The 18,462-nt window shown below is 72.6% G+C and carries 11 protein-coding genes; 5 read left to right on the top strand and 6 right to left on the bottom strand.

Features of this window, described 5'->3' with window-relative positions:
* Nucleotides 1-238: 238 nt before the first annotated feature.
* On the top strand, nt 239-1,597 hold the full coding sequence (locus HTZ82_RS11205) for a nucleobase:cation symporter-2 family protein (RefSeq protein ID WP_254711781.1): 1,359 nt from the start codon (nt 239-241) through the stop codon (nt 1,595-1,597).
* A 12-nt stretch (nt 1,598-1,609) separates the two neighbouring features.
* Here HTZ82_RS11205 and HTZ82_RS11200 read toward each other — a convergent pair whose 3' ends face one another.
* The 3 genes from HTZ82_RS11200 to HTZ82_RS11190 all read right to left on the bottom strand — a co-directional run bounded on the left by HTZ82_RS11200 (nt 1,610) and on the right by HTZ82_RS11190 (nt 3,537).
* Complete coding sequence (locus tag HTZ82_RS11200; RefSeq protein ID WP_175409185.1) at nt 1,610-2,197, bottom strand: 3'-5' exoribonuclease domain-containing protein; 588 nt, start codon at nt 2,195-2,197, stop codon at nt 1,610-1,612.
* A 71-nt stretch (nt 2,198-2,268) separates the two neighbouring features.
* On the bottom strand, nt 2,269-2,880 hold the full coding sequence (locus HTZ82_RS11195) for a TIGR03086 family metal-binding protein (RefSeq protein ID WP_175409184.1): 612 nt from the start codon (nt 2,878-2,880) through the stop codon (nt 2,269-2,271).
* Nucleotides 2,881-2,910: 30 nt separating this feature from the next.
* Nucleotides 2,911-3,537, bottom strand: a complete 627-nt coding sequence (locus tag HTZ82_RS11190; protein WP_217623923.1) for a hypothetical protein — start codon at nt 3,535-3,537, stop codon at nt 2,911-2,913.
* Nucleotides 3,538-3,710: 173 nt separating this feature from the next.
* Here HTZ82_RS11190 and HTZ82_RS11185 point away from each other — a divergent pair, with 173 nt between their 5' ends.
* Genes HTZ82_RS11185 through HTZ82_RS32920 form a run of 4 tightly spaced genes read left to right on the top strand, consistent with a single transcriptional unit; the run spans nt 3,711 to nt 8,683 of the window.
* On the top strand, nt 3,711-5,021 hold the full coding sequence (locus HTZ82_RS11185; protein WP_175409183.1) for an MFS transporter: 1,311 nt from the start codon (nt 3,711-3,713) through the stop codon (nt 5,019-5,021).
* A gap of 53 nt (nt 5,022-5,074) precedes the next feature.
* The gene (locus HTZ82_RS11180; RefSeq protein WP_309235417.1) at nt 5,075-5,638 is read left to right on the top strand and encodes a TetR family transcriptional regulator; all 564 of its coding nucleotides are present in this window, start codon (nt 5,075-5,077) and stop codon (nt 5,636-5,638) included.
* A gap of 51 nt (nt 5,639-5,689) precedes the next feature.
* Complete coding sequence (paaN, locus tag HTZ82_RS11175) at nt 5,690-7,408, top strand: phenylacetic acid degradation protein PaaN (RefSeq protein ID WP_302852222.1); 1,719 nt, start codon at nt 5,690-5,692, stop codon at nt 7,406-7,408.
* 39 nt (nt 7,409-7,447) lie between these two features.
* Nucleotides 7,448-8,683 (top strand): LuxR C-terminal-related transcriptional regulator, encoded by a 1,236-nt coding sequence (locus tag HTZ82_RS32920; RefSeq protein ID WP_217623921.1) that lies wholly within the window; start codon nt 7,448-7,450, stop codon nt 8,681-8,683.
* A gap of 115 nt (nt 8,684-8,798) precedes the next feature.
* On the opposite strand, the gene HTZ82_RS11165 is transcribed toward HTZ82_RS32920, so the two are convergent.
* The 3 genes from HTZ82_RS11165 to HTZ82_RS11155 are packed head-to-tail and all read right to left on the bottom strand — an operon-like array spanning nt 8,799 to nt 18,165.
* The gene (locus tag HTZ82_RS11165; protein ID WP_375540799.1) at nt 8,799-9,638 is read right to left on the bottom strand and encodes an SDR family NAD(P)-dependent oxidoreductase; all 840 of its coding nucleotides are present in this window, start codon (nt 9,636-9,638) and stop codon (nt 8,799-8,801) included.
* A gap of 58 nt (nt 9,639-9,696) precedes the next feature.
* On the bottom strand, nt 9,697-10,917 hold the full coding sequence (locus HTZ82_RS11160; RefSeq protein ID WP_175409180.1) for an FAD-dependent monooxygenase: 1,221 nt from the start codon (nt 10,915-10,917) through the stop codon (nt 9,697-9,699).
* A gap of 6 nt (nt 10,918-10,923) precedes the next feature.
* Complete coding sequence (locus HTZ82_RS11155) at nt 10,924-18,165, bottom strand: non-ribosomal peptide synthetase (protein ID WP_175409179.1); 7,242 nt, start codon at nt 18,163-18,165, stop codon at nt 10,924-10,926.
* Nucleotides 18,166-18,462: the final 297 nt, after the last annotated feature.

Genomic DNA, 18,462 nt, shown 5'->3' with positions numbered 1-18,462 from the left:
ACCCCCCCCGCAGACCTCCCGCAGCACCAGCAGCACCTCCCTGAAACCCGTATCACCGCCGATGCGTTACCCGACCGGAGGAACCGCCGTGGCCGCCACGTCAAGGTCCGACAACGATGCAGGCAGCACCCCCGCCCCAGACCCCGCCGCCGATCCCGCTGCCGATCCCGCTTCCGATTCCGACTCCTCTTCCGCGGGCGGGAAGCATCCCGTCGACGAGACGCTCCCGCCCCTGAAGATGATGACCAGCGGCCTCCAGCACGTGGCCGCCATGTACGCGGGTGTGGTGGCCCCGCCGCTGATCGTCGGAGCGGCCGTCGGCCTCTCCGCCACCGAACTGACCTTCCTCACCGGCGCCAGCCTCTTCACCGCGGGCCTCGCCACGTTCCTCCAGACGCTCGGCATATGGAAGATCGGCGCCCGGCTGCCGTTCGTCAACGGCGTCACCTTCGCCGGCGTCGCGCCCATGCTCGCCGTCGTCGACACCACGGACGACAAGGCCGACGCCCTGCCGGTCATTTTCGGCGCGATCATCGTCGCGGGCGCCCTCGGCTTCCTGGCCGCGCCCTGGTTCAGCAAACTGGTCCGCTTCTTCCCGCCCGTCGTCACCGGCACCGTCATCACGCTGATCGGCGTCTCGCTGCTGCCCGTGGCCTTCGGCTGGGCACAGGGCCCCAACCCCGGAGCCGACGACTACGGCTCCACGACGTACCTCACCCTGGCGGCCGCGACGCTGGTGATCGTCCTGCTGCTGCGCCGGTTCACCCGCGGCTTCGTGAAGCAGATCGCGGTCCTCATCGGCCTGGTCGTCGGGACGCTGCTGGCCGTCCCGTTCGGCGTCACCGACTTCAGCCCCGTCACGGACGCGGCGATCGTCGGCTTCCCCACGCCGTTCCACTTCGGCGCCCCGCAGTTCGCCGTCGCCGCGATCATCTCGATGTGCGTGGTCATGCTCGTGTCGATGACCGAGTCGACCGCCGACATGCTGGCGCTGGGCGAGATCGTCGAGAAGCCCGCGGACGAGAAGACCATCGCGGCCGGCCTGCGCGCCGACACCCTGGGATCCGCCCTGAGCCCGCTCTTCAACGGGTTCATGTGCAGCGCCTTCGCCCAGAACATCGGCCTCGTCGCCATGACGCGGATCCGCAGCCGGTACGTCGTCGCCGTGGGCGGCGGCTTCCTGGTCCTGATGGGCCTGTGCCCGATGGCGGCATCCCTGATCGCGGTCGTACCGCGCCCGGTGCTGGGCGGCGCCGGCGTCGTCCTGTTCGGCTCGGTCGCCGCGAGCGGTATCCAGACGCTGGTCAAGGCGGGCCTGGAGAAGGACAACAACGTCCTGATCGTCGCCGTCTCGCTGGCCGTCGGGATCATCCCGATCACGGCGCCGGAGTTCTACCACGCCTTCCCGGAGACCGCGAAGATCATCCTGGACTCGGGCATCTCCACCGGCTGTGTGGCCGCCGTCCTCCTCAACCTGGTCTTCAACCACATCGGAGCGCCCGCGCGCCGCGAGTCCGACGACGTCACGGCCCCGATGGAGCCGGGCGAAGAGATCTCCGACGCCCGTACGGCCAAGGCGGCCCCCGCCGCGCACTGACCTGACGGTGCCTCATGGCCCGGGCCAGACCATCAGGTTGCTGAACAGCTCCGCCTGTTCGATCGCGTCGTCGAGGGCGTGGTGTGTGTGGTGCCGCCCGGGCAGCAGCTCGGGCGGCATCGTCCGCTTGGCGACGACCCGCAGCGGGAGCCGCGCCTTCGCGGCGTACAGCGTCTTCATGTCGAGGCACCCGGAGTGCCCGAACGGGCTCTCGCCCGTGAACCGCATCAGGTACCAGTACAGGAACATCCAGTCGTACGGCGCCGGGTACCCGCACATCACGGGCTGCGCGCCCCGGCTCACCTCCCGCACCCACACGGCGAACTCCGCCAGCGCGACGGCCGGTTCGGCTCCCTCCTCCAGAAGCCGCTCCCGGTCGAGCCCGCTGACGGCCAGCGCCTCCGGCACGAACTCCCCACTGATGGGCCGCAGCTCCCGGTAGAACGTCGCGGCCTCCGGATCCGCCGCCACATAACCGCCCCCGTCCTGCCGCCCGGCCACGGCCGCCCCGAAGCTCAGCATCGAATAGGGCCCGGGAACGGGCCCGTCGGCCTCGATGTCGACGGAGATGTACAGACTGGGACGCGGACGGGAAGCCATGCCCGGAGCATCTCACGCCGTTCCGTGGCAACCCACCGAATAACGTCCCCCGCACGGCGGCGGGCGGCGGGCTACGCCGGCGGCGGCCGCCAGTCCGGGCTGCGGCCGCTGAGACCCACCACCTGGTCCAGGAGCGGTGCCCCGGCCGGTACGGGGACGGGCGGGCCGAACATGCCGTCGTCTCCCGGGGCCTGAGCCGCCGGGGCCAGAAGGCTGTGCGAGGCGCGGAGTTCGGGTTCCGTCGGGGCGTAGTCCTGGGACGTCGCGCGGGCCAGGTCCCAGCCGTGGATCAGTACCTCGTCCAGCGCGATCAGCCCCGCCACCGCCCCCGGCAGGTCGATGCCGCCCGCGCGCGTCATGCCCGTCCAGGCGGCGGGATCGCGCCAGGAGGCGGCCAGTTCGTCGAGGCGCCGGGGGAGCGCGGCCCGCCAGTCGTCCGGGAGGACCGGTTCGGCCTCGCCCGGGTCGGTGTCCGTCGTCGGGCCCAGCGCCTTGCGCGCGGCGTCCCGGAAGGCGACGGCCAGCCCGGCCAGGTGGGCCAGCAGCTCCCGTACCGCGTAGTCCGGGCAGGGCGTGGGCCGGCCGAGCGCGCTGTCGTCGACGTGCCGCACCAGCTCGGCCACCCGGCGCGCTGCCGGGGTCAGGTCGATCACGCCGGGGTTCGTGTCCGTGGAGGTCTCCATACAGAGACTGACCCGCCCGGCGCCCGGAACTCATCGCCGCCCCCGGCACGCGTCCGCCAGCCACGGGTACGCCTGCGCGATCGCCGCGTCCACCCGCTGCCGCAGCAACCGCTCCGCCTCGGCCCGCCCGGCCGCACCGGACACCCCGTCGAGCAGCGCGTCGTACGGCCGCAGCGCCTGGCGCAGATAGGCAAGCTGCCACCACACAAGATCCCCGGCACCCCCCTGCCCCACCCGGTCCTGGGCCCCGACCCCGCCCCCGTCCGGGCTCCCCGCCCCGTCCCCGGCCTCCCGCCCGTACCGCACGGCCCGTCGCTCCAGCTCCGCGCGCGGCAGCACCGGCACCCGGATCGGCTCGGCCCGCAGCACCGCGAGCACCGCTCGCCGGCGCCGCTCCGCCGCGACCCGCGGCGCCACCCGCCCCGCCGCACCCCCGGCCCGCGCGCACGCCGCGAACTCCGGAGCCCGCTCCACCGCCTCGACCCGCGCCAGCAGATACAGCCGCACGGGCGCCACCGACCACCGCCGCGGATTGCGCCCCTGCACATCCGGATGCCCCAGCAGATCCCGCACCATCCCGTCGGTCCACCCCCGCCGCCGCAGCCCCTCCAACGTCACATACGTCATCCGGTCCGTCACGATTCCCTCCTCGCTCATTACAGAGAGTGACGGAATCCAGTGAAGCGCGTCCCACTGACAGTGGCCGGCCGGCCGACGCCCGACTTGAAAATCTAACACTCGCTCAATATGTTGCGACTGTTCAAGTTTCATGTGCCGCGTCCGACATCCGAAAGTCCGACGTCGGGCCCGATCGACCGGAGGTGGTCCTCGTGGCCAACCCCTATCGCGAACTGTTCCGCGCACCCGGCTCGGTGGCCTTCTCGGCCGCAGGGTTCGCGGCCCGTATGCCGATCTCCATGACCGGCATCGGGATCATCACGATGCTGTCCCAGATGCGCGGCGAGTACGGACTCGCGGGCGCCGTCTCGGCCACCTTCACCCTCTCCATGGCCTTATGCGGACCGCAGGTCTCGCGCCTCGTCGACCGCTCCGGACAGAGCAGGGTCCTCCTCCCCGCCACCGGCGTCAGCGTCATCTCTATGGGTGCCCTGCTGCTCTGCGCCCGCTACGCAGCACCCGTCTGGACCCTGTTCGTCTTCGCCGTCCTCGCGGGCACCCTGCCGAACATGGCCGCCATGGTCCGCGCACGCTGGACGCACGTGTACCGCGAATCGCCCCGCCTGCACACCGCCTTCTCGCTGGAGTCGGTCGTGGACGAACTCACCTTCGTCGTCGGCCCCGCCCTGTCCGTCGCCCTGTCCACGGCGCTCTTCCCGGAGGCCGGTCCCCTGGTCGCCGCCGCGCTGCTGACGGTCGGTGTGCTGCTCTTCGTACCGCAGAAGCGCACCGAGCCGCCGGTCCACCGCCCCGACGCCGCCACCGGCACGGGCGGCTCCGCCATCCGCGTCGGCTCCGTACAACTCCTGGCCCTGCTCCTCGTCGCGGGCGGCACCATCGTCGGCACCGTCGACGTCGTCAGCGTCGCCTTCGCCGAGGAACAGGGCACACCCGCGGGCGCCGGCATCGTCCTCTCCGTCTACGCCGTCGGCTCCGCGCTCGCCGGCCTCGTCTTCGGCGCCCTCAAGCTGTCCGTGCCCCTGCCCCGCCTGCTGCTGCTCGGCGCGACCGGTACGGCGCTGACGACGCTCCCCCTGCTGCTCGTCGGCAACGTCGCCACGCTCTCCGTCGCCGTCTTCTTCTCCGGGCTCTTCTTCGCGCCGACGATGATCGTGGTGATGGGCCTGGTCGAGAAGACCGTCCCGCCGGCCAAGCTCACCGAGGGTATGACGTGGGCGATCACCGGTCTCAGCGTGGGTGTCGCCCTCGGCGCCGCTGTGTCCGGCTCGATGGTGGACCGGCACGGGCCCACGGGCGGCTTCGCCGTCGCCATCGTGGCGGGCGTTACCGCTCTGCTGCTCGCCCTGGGCTCCCAGCGGCCCCTCACCCGCCGCCTCGCCGCACAGCCGCCCGCCGGGGCCCACACCCCCGCCGACGCCGAGGCCGCCGAAGCCGCCGCTCCCGCACAGCCGACGGACGGTCCGTCGGCCACCGTCTCCGACACGGCCGGATCCCTCCCCTGACCAGGAGGTATGGTCCCATGAAGCAGGCCGGGCACAGGCCGAGGAGCACGGGAGTGAAGGTGATCGACCCGACCACCGACGGGCGCCGCATCAAGGGCGAACGCCGGAAGCAGGAGCTGATCGAGGCGACCGTCCGGGTCGTGGCCCGCGAGGGTGTCGCGGGCGTCAGCCACCGGGCCGTGGCACGCGAGGCGGGGCAGCCCGCCACCGCCGCCGCCTACTACTTCAAGAGCATCGACGACCTCCTGACCGCCGCGCTCACCCGCTGCATGGAACAGGACGCCGAGCGCATGCGCGCCCTCGCGGCCCGCACCGACGGCTCCGGTGCCGGGCTGCGCGCGCTCGCCGAGCTGATGTGCGCGGTCGTCACGCGCCCGGACCACCTGATCGCCGAGTACGAGCTGTACCTGCTGGCCGCCCGCCGCCCTGAGCTGCGCGGCCCGACGCAGGACTGGCTCGCCGCTGTAGCCGAGTTCGGCCGCCGCTACACCGACGACCCCGTACGGCTGCGGCTGCTGTCGGGTGCCATGGATGGGCTGCTCATGCAGGCACTGCTGACGGACAGCCCGCCCACGGCCGACGAGTACGAAGCGGTGCTCCGCACCGTCCTGCAATGAGCACCACAAACACCGAGCAGCACGTTGCAAGCACCCAGCGAGGAGCGCACGTTGAGCACGTATGCGTTATCGGTCCTGATACGGCGCCACCGCCCACTCATCAACCGGGCCATGCACGTCATCCGCAGCCGCGAGCACTGGTCGCCCTATCCCGACGACCCCGGGCACGACACCTACGCGGCCCAGAACACCGCCGCCGGCGAGCGCGCCTTCCGGCACCTGCTGGGTCAGCCCTTCGACCTCGGTCAGCCCGGCCGCAACGGCGCCGTCGGCCCGTCACCCGGCGCGGGCGGCGAGTTCTCGCCGTACGGCTTTCCCCTCCATATCACCTACCCCCACAACGATCCGGCCGTCCTGCTGCCCGCGATGCGCGCCGCTATGGAGGACTGGCGTGCGGCGAGCCCTCTGGAGCGGGCCGCGGTGTGCGCCGAGATCCTCGCCCGGATCAACGCCCGCAGCCACGAGTTCGCGCAAGCCGCCCAGCACACGAGCGGCCACGGCCCTGTCATGGCGTTCCACGCCGGAGCCGTGCACGCGCAGGACCGCGGCCTGGAGGCGGTCGCCCTCGGCTACACCGAACAGACCCGGATGCCCGCCGAGTTCACCTGGCGCAGGCCTCTCGCGGACGGCCGCACCTTCTCGCTCGCCAAGACCTTCACGCCCGTCCCGCAGGGCATCAGCCTGCTCATCGGCAACGCCGTGTTCCCCACCTGGAACGGCTACCCCGGCCTCTTCGCCTCCCTCGTCACCGGCAACGCCGTTCTCGTCAAGCCCCATCCCCGCGCCGTGCTCCCGCTCGCCCTCACCGTCCGCGTGGTCCGCGAAGTACTCCACGAGGCGGGCTTCGCCCCCGACCTGGTGTGCCTGGCCGCCGAACGACCCGGCGAGGCCCTCGCCCGGCGCCTCGCCGTCCACCCCGACGTACGGATCATCGACTACGCCGGCACCACCGCCTTCGGGAACTGGCTGACCGCCAACGCCCCGCAGGCCCAGGTCCACATCGCCGGATCCGCCGTCAACTCCCTCCTCGTCGAGTCCACGTCCGGCTACCGCGCCATGCTCGCCAACATCGCGTTCACCCTCTCCCTCTACAGCGGTCAGCTGTGCACCACCCCGCAGAACCTGCTTATCCCCCGTACCGGCATCGACACGGACGAGGGACACAAGACGTACGAGAACGTCGTCACCGACCTCGGAACCGCCCTGGACACGCTCCTCGCCGACGACACCGAGGCCGCCGCCGTCCTCGGCGCCCTCTACGCCCCGCACGTGCGCGAGCGCGTGGAACTCGCCACGTCCGGGCGCCTCGGCCCCGTCGCGCATCCGTCCCGGCCGGTCGCGCACCCCGACTTCCCGAACGCCGTCGTCCGTACCCCCGTCGTCGTCACCCTGGACGCGGCACGCCCCGAGGACACCGCCACCCTGCTGCGCGAGTGGCTGGGCCCCGTCGCCTTCGCCGTGGCCGTGGACTCCGCCGAAGCGGGCATCGCCCTGCTTCGCCGCACCGTACGAGAGCGGGGAGCCCTGTCCGTCGGCGCCCACACCAGGTCCCCGCGCCTCGAGCGCGCCCTGGAGGACGCCTGCGCCGACAGCGGCGTCATGCTCTCGCTCAACCTCACTGGCGACTGGTACATCACCCAGTCCGCCGTCTACTCCGACCTGCACGGCACCGGCCTCAACCCCTCGGGCAACACCGTCTACGGCGACGCCTCGTTCGTTGCAGGCCGGTTCAGGACCGTCGCGGTACGCCGCGCGGCCGACGCCGCCTGACGGGCGAGCGCTCCGGACGTCACCACAAGGAGGTCACCCGTGTTCGTCACCTCGCTCGACCTGCCGCTGCGAGGACGCGACCGCGAGCTGTCGCACATCCGCGACGTCCTCGCGTACGGCTGTACCGAAGGCAACGCCCTGCTCGTGATCGAAGGCCCGCCCGGGTCCGGCAAGACCCGGCTGCTGCGGGCCTGTGCGGCGATGGCCGAGGAGATGGGATATACCACCCCGGACAGCCCCCGCACCGTACGGCGCGCCGCGTTCGGGCCGCGCCGCCGCGGCCTTCCCGAACCCGCCGCCCGCCACCACCGCCCCCATCTGCGGCTGCCCACGGGACGCCCGGCGCTGCTGCTCCTGGACGAGGCGGAGCGCCTGGGCGACGAGGCCGTCGACGCGCTGCTGGCACGGCGCGCGGGCCTGCACGGCCGCCCCGCCGTGCACGTCGTCGCCCACCGCACCGGCCGGGGACCCGACGCGCTCGGCGCGATCCTCGCCACGCCCACCGGCCGCCGCGACCACATCGGCCTCGGCCCGCTGGACGCGTCGGCGTGCGCCGAGCTGGCGACCGACCTCCTCGGCATGCCGCCGTCGCCCGAACTGATCCGGCTCCTCGACAGGGCCCAGGGGCTTCCCCGGCTGATCGTGGCCTTCCTCACCGGGCTGCGCGAGGAGCAGGCCCTGCGCGTCGTGGACGGCGAGGCCCACCCGGTGGGCCGGCCCCTGCCGCAGCGACTGCGCAGTCAGGTCGCCACCACGCTCGCGACCTTCTCGCCGGACTGCCGCCGGCTCCTGCGCACGGCAGCCGTCCTCGGCCCCGAGCTGGAGTACGAGGTGCTGGCGCCGATGCTGCGGACGTCACCGTCCGGCCTGGTCGGGCTCCTCGACGAAGCCGTCGGCACGGGCGCCCTGCACAGCGACGGCAACAGGACCGTGTTCCGCGGCGAACTGCTGCGCCGCGCCATCGCCGACACCGTGCCGGCGACCCTCAAGCGGGCCCTGCTGCGGGAGGCGGAACAGGTCCAACGCGCCCAGGCACGCGAGACGGACGCCGCCCCGCCGGCGGGCGCGACGGTACCCCTCAACGACCGGCAGAGCGCGGTCGTCCGGCTGGTGGCCGAGGGCCTGACGAACCAGCAGATCGCCCGCAGACTGGACGTGTCGCCGCACACCGTCAACTACCACCTGCGCAAACTGTTCGGCAGCTATGGCGTACGGTCCCGCATCGACCTGCTGCGGGCCGTGGAGAGCCGGCGCGAGCGCGCCGACTGTGCGTGAGCGGCGCACACCCGGCGGCGCACACCCGGAGGCGTACGCCCGGCGGTGGGCCGCCCCGGGAGACCTCTGTCGTCCGGGGGCGGGCCCACCGACCGGCTCGTAACGCCGGAGGGTCCTACTCGGTGAGGGGCCGCAGGTACCGGTCGAGCAGCGGGTCCGGCAGGACCCGCGCCAGGACGCTCAGGCGCCGCACGTCCGCGCCCACCCGGTAGCGGGCCCGGGGTCGGGCCTCCGTGAGCGCCCGGCGCACCGCCCGCGCCATGTCGCCCGGTGCCGTGCGGCTCTCCATGGCCAGCCGCTCGTTGTGCGCCAGGAACCGCTCGAACCGCTCCCGGTACAGCTCGGCCACGTCACCGTCGGCGTTCCGCAGTGCGTCCCGTGCGACCTCGGACACCTTCGTCCAGATCGGCGTCATGATCGCGCCCGGCTGTACCACGCTCACCGCCACACCGAACCCGCGAAGCTCACGCCGGAGCACATCGCTCAAGGCCTCCTTCGCAAACTGGGCCGACGCGTACGCCCCCATGTACGGGACCGCCACCGTCCCCAGGCCCGAGGTGACATTGACGATCCGGCCGCCCGAGCGCCGCAGCTGCGGGAGGAACGCCTGGGTGACCGCGAGTTGGCCCACCACGTTCGTGTCGAGCTGCCAGCGCAGACGCTCGGCCGGTACGCACTCCAGGGGCGCCGACACGCACACGCCCGCGTTGTTGACCAGACCCCACAGCGGCCGGTCCCCGCCGAGCTCCTCCGCGACCCTCGCGGCGGCCTCCCGTACGGACGTCCCGTCGGTCACGTCGATCCGTACGGCGGCGATCCCGCCGTGCGCCGACTGCGCGACCAGCTCATCGCCGTCGGCTTCCTTGCGGATGCCCGCGAACACCCGGAATCCTGTGCGCTCCAGATGCAGTGCGCAGGCCCGGCCGAGCCCCGTTGACGCGCCGGTGACCAGCACCGCGCGGCCGTCCGGGGCAACACCGCGACCCCCTGGCCCGCGACTGCCCGCCCTGCGACTATCCGGCCTGGCGGACATGGGCCCCCTCCTCCCGCGACGGCACGTGCGAGGCGCCCGGGGCCCCGGGGAACGTGAGCGCCCCTTCCAGGATCTCCGTGAGCCGCCGTTCCGGCAGAAAGCGGAAGTACGCGTCCCGCACCGGCCGCCGTACCGGGTTCTCCGACTGCTCGAAGTCGCTCACCGAACGCGACGCCGCGACCAGGCCGCGGGTCCGCCCACGCCGCTCGTTCTCGTACGCCCGCAGTGCCCCGGCCACGTCCGTGGCGCCGCGCAGCCGCCGAGCGAGGACGACCGCGTCCTCGATGGCCATGCCCGAACCCTGCCCGAGGCTGGTCAGCATGGGGTGCGCCGCGTCGCCGAGAAGGGTCACGGGACCGCGTCCCCAGCGCTCCAGGAACACTCGGTCCCGGGACGGCACCGCAAGGATGGCTTCCTCCGGCGTGACCTCGATCGCCTTGCGCACCTCGTCCGCCCAGCCGGCGAACGCCTGCCGTACGTCCGCCTTGCCGCCCTTCCAGCCGTGGGAGAGCCGCGCCGGCATGTTCTTGGTGCCCCACCAGTAGAGGAGGCCGCCGCCCATGTCGACGAGACCGAACCGCTGCCCGCTGCCCCAGTAGTGCGTCACCGACCCGGGCGTGAACCGCGGATGGCTGAACGGTGTGAGGGCCAGCCAGCAGATGTAGCCGCTGTCCCGGGACTCCTCGGGGCCGACCAGACGGCGCCGCATCGCCGAGTTGAAGCCGTCGGCGCCGACGAGGACGTCCCCGCACGCCTCACGGCCGTCCGCGAACCGGACCGTGACTCTGCCCGTCGCCTCGTCCACCGTGAAGTCCTCGGCAGCCGAGTCGAGATGGAGCGGGATGCCGTCGGTGGCCTCCAACAGCGCCTGCTGGAGCGCCGATCGTGTGATCAGCACACTCGGCACACCGAGCCGGCGGATGATCGACGGGAACGGGAACTCCCTGATCAGCCGGCCTCGAGTGGTCCGCACGTGGTACGACCTCAGCACCTGCCCGCGCTCGGCGAGGCCCGGATCGAGATCCGCCGACCGCAGGGCGGCGATGGCGTTGCTCATCACCGACAGGCCGGAGCCGGCGGCCCGCAGCTCCGTCGCCCGCTCGTGGATCTCGACGTCCCATCCGGCGTCGCGGAGCGCCGCCGCGGCGGTGAGCCCGCCGATACCGGCTCCGACGACCAGCGCTGTTCGCCTGCTGCTCATACCGCGTCACTCCTCGATCAGTTCGGTGACGACACGGACGACGTCCGCAATGTGCGGCTCCTCCATGATCGTCAGATGGTCGCCCGGCACATCGACCACAGTCAGCTCGCCGCTGGTGCGCTCCCGCCAGCCGTTCGTGGGATCGCGGTGCAGGGACTGGATGGCCGTGTGCATCGTGTCGAGAACCTCGGGCAGCGGCTCCGTCGCGTGGACCAGGACCATGTCCTGCTCGACGACGTCCGGCCGGTAGGCGAACGCCGCCCGCCAGTTGGCTTCGTACACCTGGAACAGCCGGTGCACGACCGCCCCGGTGGCACCCGCCGGGAGGACACCTTCGTCGACCGCCAGCTGTGCGATGAAGTCGAACTTCTCCTCCAGCGTGGTGAGTTCCGACGGAATGACCTCCTCCGGCGAGTCGCCACCGCGCCGCAGCCACAGCAGCTCCCAGAAGAACCAGCTCAACAGGGCGTCGTCGCTGGTGCGCAGCCGCCGCCCAGGGTTCAGCGCGGTCGTGTCGAGGAGGATCAGCCGCCGCACCTCCTGGCCCGCCGCGCGCAGCTGCCGGGCCATCTCGAAAGCGACGAACCCGCCGAACGACCAGCCGCCGAGCACGTACGGGCCTTCCGGCTGCACCCGCCGGACGCGCTCCACATAACTGGCCGCCATCTCCTGGACGCTGCGCAGCGGCTCCGTGCCCGCGTCGACGCCCGCGGCCTGGAGCGCGTAGAACGGCAGGCCGTCCGGCAGATGCGCCGCGAAGCGTACGTAGCACAGGACATTGCCGCCCATGGGGTGGACGAAGAACAGCGGCCGCCGGTCGCCGCCCGGCCGGATCGGCACCAGCGGATCGAAGGCGGCCACCGCGCCGCCGCCGCGCAGCCGGGCCGCGAGGTCGGCGACGGTCGGTGCCGACACGAACTCCGACAGCGGCACCCCGACCCCGTACCGCTGCTCGATCAGCACCACCAGCCGCATCGCGGTCAGCGAGGTCGCGCCCAGGTCGAAGATGTTGTCGTGGACGCCCAGCGACGGCAGCCCGAGCAGCTCGCCGAGGATCTCCACGAGAGCCTTCTCGTACGGGTCGCGGGGCGCCGTCGTGTCCCCGGAGAACGCGGCGGACGTGAGCGGCAGTTCGCGCAGCGCCTTGTCGTCCCGCTTGCCGCTCGGCGTGAGCGGCAGCTCGGGCACCCACTGCAGATGCGAGGGCACGAGGTAGTCGGGCAGCACCGAGCGGAGCTGCTTGACCAGCTGCTCCAGGTCGGCCTGCGTCGGGTCGCCCACCAGGAAGGCTGCGAGGAACGAGTCGTTGCCCTCGCGCCGCCGCGCCACCACCGCCGCGTCGGTCAGGCCCGGGTGGTCGGCGGCGAACCGGGTGATGGCCAGCTCCACCTCGGCAGGCTCGACGCGGAAGCCGCGCACCTTGACCTGGGCGTCCGAGCGGCCGGTGCAGACGATACTGCCGTCCGGCAGCGTGAAACCGAGATCGCCGGTGCGGTAGAGGCGCTCGCCCGGCGCGCCGGAGGGGCAGGGCACGAACCGCTCGTCCGTCAGGTCCGGGCGGCCCGCGTAGCCGAGGGCCAGGCAGCGGCCGCCGAGGTGGATCTCGCCCGTCACGCCCGGTGGTACGGGCCGCATCCGCTTGTCGAGGACGAGGACGTCGGCCCCGTCGACGGGCGTGCCGATCGGCGGCAGTGCCGGGAAGGCGGCCGGGTCGCCCGTCATCGTGTATCGCGTGACGACATGGGACTCCGTGGGCCCGTACTGATTTTCCAGGACGACACCGGGCAGCGCCGCGCACAGGGTGCGGATCTCGTCCGTGATCCTGAGCTGTTCGCCGGACGACAGGATCGCCTTCAGCGACCGGGGCACGGTCCCGAGCGCGTGCGCTGTCTCCGCGAGCTGCTGGAGGGCGACGTACGGCATATAGAGCCGCTCGACACGATCGCGGTCGAGGAGGCGCAGCAGTGCGGGCGGGTCGCGGCGCTCGCTCTCGGAGACCAGGACAAGGGTGCCGCCGCCGCACAGCGTCGAGAAGATCTCCTGGAAGGATACGTCGAAGCTCAGCGGCGCGTACTGGGCGGTGACACCCCCGACGACCCCGCTCGGCACACTGTTCTGCCAGGCGACCAGCCCCGCCAGGGACCGGTGCGGCATCTCCACGCCCTTCGGCACGCCCGTGGAGCCGGAGGTGAACAGCAGGTAGGCGACGCTCTCCGGGTCGATGGCGGGCAGCGGCCCGGCGGCCTGTCCCGAGTGCTGCTCCCACGTGGGCTCGTCGAGGAGCTCGGCGGCCGTGACCGTGGACACGCCCTCGGGCATACCGCTGTCGTGCGCGGTCGACCGGTCGATGACGACCGTGACCGGACGGGCCTGCTCCAGCATGGCCGCGACGCGCTCCTGCGGGTACGACGTGTCGAGCGGCACGGTGGCCGCGCTCGCCTTCAGGACGCCGACGATGACCGCGACGGTCTCCGGCGAGCGGTCCATGGCGATGCCGACCCGGTCGCCCGGTGTCGCGCCGAGCGCCCGCAGCCTGCGCGCGACGCGGCCGGCGGCGGCGTCGAGTTCGGCGTACGTCCAGGGGCGGCCCTGGTGGACGAGCGCGGTGGCCTCCGGGGTGCGCGCGGCCTGCTCCTCGAAGGCCCGGACGACGTCGGGGGCCGCCGTGGAAGCGGGTCGCTTCCGCGTCTGCGTCTCCGTACTGGCCAGGAAGGAGAAGTCCACGGCCGCCTGCGGTTCCCCGACGACACGCCGCAGGATGTCGACGAAGCGGCGGCTGTGGAGCTCCGCCTGCGCCTGGGTGAACGTACGCGCCGCATAGTCCATGCGCAGCCAGATGCCGTCGCCCGACGGCTCCATGACCGCGTTCACCAGCAGGGTGAAGTTCGTCTCCTCCCAGGTGCGGAAGTCCAGCGCGCGGACCCCGGACAGCGCGTGGACGTCCGCGAGCTGGCGGAAGTGGATGTAGTTGAACGCGGTGTCCAGGACGGTGACGCCCAGGTCCTCCTGTACGGCGCTCAGCGGGTAGCGCCGGTACGGGTGGTTCTCCTGCTCCTGCCGGAACGCCTCGCGCACGACGGCGAGGAGGTTCTCGCGGGCGGTGGTGTCCACGCGTACGGGCAAGGTGTTCAGGAACAGCCCCGCCATCCGCTCGGCGCCGGCGCGCTCGGGCCGGCCGTGGGTGACAAGTCCGGTGACGACGTCGTCCACACCGGAGAACAGCCGCAGCGCGAGCAGGTGCGCGGCGAACAGCACGGACTTCACCGGCAGTGTGTAGCGGCGCGAGAACTGCCTTATATCCGCGACGAGTTCGGCGGGCAGGTCGACCCGCCGGGTGATCTGCTCCTCGGGCTCCGGCGCCGTGTGTGGCCGGAATCCGCCGAGCTGGAGCAGCGGCGCGCCCTCCAGGTACCGGCGCCAGTGCTCCCGGTTCTCCGGCGACTCGAGGGCCCGGCGCTCGGCCAGGACGTGGTGCGCGGCCCTGACCGGTGGGGCGGCGGTGACGGCGTCGATGTCCTCGCCGAGGGCGTGCGCGTAGTCCTGGAGCAGCTCCGTCACGAGGGTGGCGACGCTTCCGCCGTCGAGCACGGCGTGGTGGAAGCTCAGCACCAGCTCCACGCTCTCCGGCAGCACGTGTGCCCGCAGGTGGTAGAGCGGTGCGCGCTCGAAGACGTACGGGAAACGGCGGCGCTCCTCGACGTGCGCGGCGATCGCGGCCTCGGCCCGGTCGGCGGGGATGTCCCGCAGGTCCACGACGTCGAGGGCGCGTTCCACCGTACGGTCGACGATCTGGAGGGGCTCCGAAAGGCCGCCCAGGTCGAACGACGAGCGCAGCGCGGGATGGCGGGCGACGAGCCGGTCGAAGGCGGCGGTGAACTTCTCCGTTTCCCAGGCGGCGGCGAAGGCGTAGCTGTAGCGGAACACGTCCCGGTAGACGGCGGAGTCCTGTTCGGTGCGGCTGTGGTAAAGCAGGCCCAACTGGAGCCGGCTGGCGGGGTACGCGTCCTCGTGGCCCTCCAGACGGGCTCGGTCGACCCCGGAGACGAGGGCGAACGGCCCGAGTTCGGGCTCCGGGCCCTCCGGTCCGACACCGCCGGTGGACGCGAGCGGGGCCAGCTCGGCGACGGTGGGGTGGCGTACGAGGTCGCTGAGGTCGAAGCGGCAGCCGCGCTGCTCGGCCAGGGCGCGGACGCGCAGCATCAGGATGGAGTCGCCGCCGAGCGCGAACCAGTCGTCGTGGACGCCGACCCGCTCGGCACCGAGCACCTCCGCCCAGACCACGGCGAGCACCTCCTCCGTGGCGTCGCGCGGGGCGACGTACGGGCGCGGGCCCGGACCGGACGCGCCGGCCGTCGCCGGGGCGGGCAGCGCGCGCCGGTCGGCCTTGCCGTTGGGGGTGAGGGGGACGGCGTCGATCCGCGAGAAGAGCGCCGGGATCATGAACTCCGGCAGCGTACGGGCCAGTTCGGAGCGCAGTCCGGCCGGGTCGAGTTCGTCGTCGGCGACGTAGTAGCCGACGAGATACGTGCCGCGGTCGTCGTCACGGTGGTCCACGACGACGGCGTCGCGCACACCGGGCAGGGACGCGAGCGCGTTCTGCACCTCGCCCGTCTCCACGCGGTTGCCGCGGATCTTCACCTGGCCGTCGATGCGCCCGAGGTACTCGACGGCGCCGTCCGCCAGGACCCGCGCCAGGTCGCCGGTGCGGTACATGCGGCCACCCGGATGGAACGGGTCGTCGGTGAACTTCTCGGCGGTGAGCTCCGGCCGCTCCAGGTAGCCGCGGGCGACCTGGACGCCGCCGACGCACAGCTCGCCGGCCACGCCGACGGGCTGCGGCGCGCCGTACGGGCCCAGCACGTACAGGCGTGTGTTGGCGACAGGGCGGCCGATCGGCACGCGTCGTACCGGCACGCCGGGCGTGGTGGGGCAGTCGTGGTACGAGACGTCGACGGTCGCCTCCGTCGGCCCGTACAGATTGACGAGCCGGGGCCCGTCGGGGGTGCCTCCGGTGCCTCCGAGGACGCGCGCGAACTGCTCGACACGGGCCGGCGGCAGCGCCTCGCCGCTGCAGAACACCTGCCGCAGCGTCGCGGCCTCCGCCCGCAGCTCGGGCTGGGCTTCGAGCAGGTCCAGGAACGGGCCCAGCATCGACGGCACGAAGTGCAGCGTGGTGACGCCGTGCTCCCCGACGGTCCGCAGGATGGCACGCGGATCACGTTCGCCGCCCACGGGGAGCAGGGCGAGTTCGGCGCCCTCGGCGGCCCACCAGAACAGCTCCCACACCGACACGTCGAACGAGACGGGCGTCTTCTGGAGTAGTACGTCGCCGTCACCGATCGCGTACCGGTCCTGCATCCACGCCAGCCGGTTGACGACCGAGTGGTGCTCGACCATGACGCCCTTGGGGCGGCCGGTGGAGCCCGAGGTGTAGATGACGTACGCGAGGTCCCGCGATGTCGCGGCCGGCGGCACCGGACCGGCGGGGCCGCTGCCGACGAGCAGGTCCGCGCGCAGCACGGGTAAGTCCCCCGGCAGGTCCGGCTCGTTCCGCGAAGGAGGCCCCGTCAGGACCGCGCGGGCACGGCTGTCCCGGAGCAGGAACGCGATGCGCTCGGCCGGGTAGCCGGGGTCGACCGGTACGTAGGCGGCGCCGGCCTTCAGGACGCCCAGCAGCGCGGGCACGGTGTGCGGGCCGCGCTCCAGCAGCACGGCCACCCGGTCGCCGGGCGCGACACCCTCGGCGTGCAGGGCGCGGGCGACGCGGTTGGCGCAGGCGTCCAGCTCCGCGTAGGTCAGCGCGGTGCCGTCGGCGGCGGTGACGGCGACCCGAGCGGGGGTGCGCGCCGCCTGCTCCTCGAACAGCCCGTGCAGGGTCATGTCGTCGCGGTACGGGACGACCGGCCCCTGCTGGACACAGGCCAGCTCGGCCCGCTCGCGGGCGGTGAGCACGGGCTGGGCGAGGGCGGGCCGCGAGGGCTCATCGACGCCACCTCGTATGAGCCGGGTGAGATGGCCGGCAACGGCCTCCACGGGGAAGTCCTCATCGAAGACATCGAGGGCGTAGTCGAGGTCGACGCGCAGGTCCGCGTCGTCGTCGAAGGCGCGGATCATCACCGACAGGGCGTCCTGGGCGTGCACCGGCGCGGTGATGACCGTGTCCCGCTCCGCGTCGGGCAGCGCGTCCGGGCGCGGGTAGCGCATGTACGACACGGTGACGTCGAACAGCTGCCGCGTACCGGCCGGGACGGCGGGCAGGTCGCGCAGTACGTCGCCGAGCGCGAGCCGCTCGTGGTCACGCAGCGCACCGGTGCGCTCGCGGACGGCGGAGGCCAGGTCGTGCAGCGTGGCGCCGTCGGGCACGGGCACGCGTAACGGCAGGTTGTTGGCGAACTGGCCGGCGGTCTCGCGCTCCCGGTCGTCGCGCCGGTTGAGGAACGGTACGCCGACGACGACCTCGTCGGTACGGTGCACCCGGGCGAGGTAGGCGGCGAACGCGGCGGTGACGAAGGCGAACGGTGAACTGCCGCCCTCGCGGATACGGGCGACGAGGTCCCCGCCGACGGTGAACGTGTGGTGCCCCCGCCGGGCCGCACCGCCGGACGGCCGGCCGCCGGCCCGCGGGAACAGCGCGGGGGTCACGCCGTCGAGGGCGGCACGGTGGAAGGCGCGGTCCTTCTCGCGCTCCTCGGACGCCTGGTAGGCGGCGTCGGCGTCGACGAACTCCCGGTAGGAGGGCGCGGCATCGGCTGGCGCGGCCGCTCCGCCGGTGAGCCTGGCGTACTCCTCCCACAGGCCCCGGCTGACGTGGTTGAGCGTCCAGGCGTCCACGATCAGGTGGTGGGCGTTGACATGGACGTGCAGCACGTCGGGGCTCTCACGGACGACCGCGGCGGTGAACAAGGGGGCGTCCCGGAGCGGGAACGGTCGCGTGAAGGAACGTTCCTGCCACACCCTCCAAGCGGCAGCGGGCTCCACGTCCCCGGACAGATCGACGTACGCCACCGAGGCGGCGTCCTCGGCCACCCACTGGAAGGGAACCCCGTCCCGTTCACCGAACCGCAGCCGGAACGCGTCATGCCGCCGCAGCGTACGCGCGAGAGCGTCGCACAGAACCTGCGCGTCAGCCTTTCCGTCGATCCTCTCATCGAGCACCACATTGAATTGGGGGTCGTTCGGCGTGCGGGATTCGGCGGCCCATATATCGCGCTGGTACGAGGTGAGCGGGAGAGTGCGGCGAGTGGCCACAACAAGTCCTTTCTTCGTTTTCCGTCCAGTCGAAACAGGTCTCGGAGAAGTGAAAGCGCGCTCACGTTAGGCATATGCCGTCTGGCCGGGCCACTACCTGCTCAGGTAGGGCCGACTACTCATGCAGGTAGCAACCGTTTGGGAGGACGGCCCGAATCAGGGCCGTGTGAGTGTCGCGTTGCGACTTGGCCAACGATGCGTGGAGAGAGGTGCGACAGAACGCGACCGCAGCCGAAATGCGGCCCCATTCACGGGAATTGTGACGCTCATCACGACGCGCCTAGGTCGGCGCTTGGC

The organism is Streptomyces sp. TRM64462, from assembly GCF_013362995.1.
In the GTDB taxonomy this organism is placed as follows: domain Bacteria; phylum Actinomycetota; class Actinomycetes; order Streptomycetales; family Streptomycetaceae; genus Streptomyces.
Note: the sequence above shows the minus strand (reverse complement) of the source record. Positions and strands in the feature narration are given on the sequence as shown.

Bases quoted from the DNA above. Each gene is read 5' to 3' on its own strand.
- HTZ82_RS11205 (WP_254711781.1), top strand. From the start codon at position 239: ATGATGACCAGCGGCCTCCAGCACGTGGCCGCCATGTACGCGGGTGTG.
- HTZ82_RS11200 (WP_175409185.1), bottom strand. From the start codon at position 2,197: ATGGCTTCCCGTCCGCGTCCCAGTCTGTACATCTCCGTCGACATCGAG.
- HTZ82_RS11195 (WP_175409184.1), bottom strand. From the start codon at position 2,880: ATGGAGACCTCCACGGACACGAACCCCGGCGTGATCGACCTGACCCCG.
- HTZ82_RS11190 (WP_217623923.1), bottom strand. From the start codon at position 3,537: ATGAGCGAGGAGGGAATCGTGACGGACCGGATGACGTATGTGACGTTG.
- HTZ82_RS11160 (WP_175409180.1), bottom strand. From the start codon at position 10,917: ATGAGCAGCAGGCGAACAGCGCTGGTCGTCGGAGCCGGTATCGGCGGG.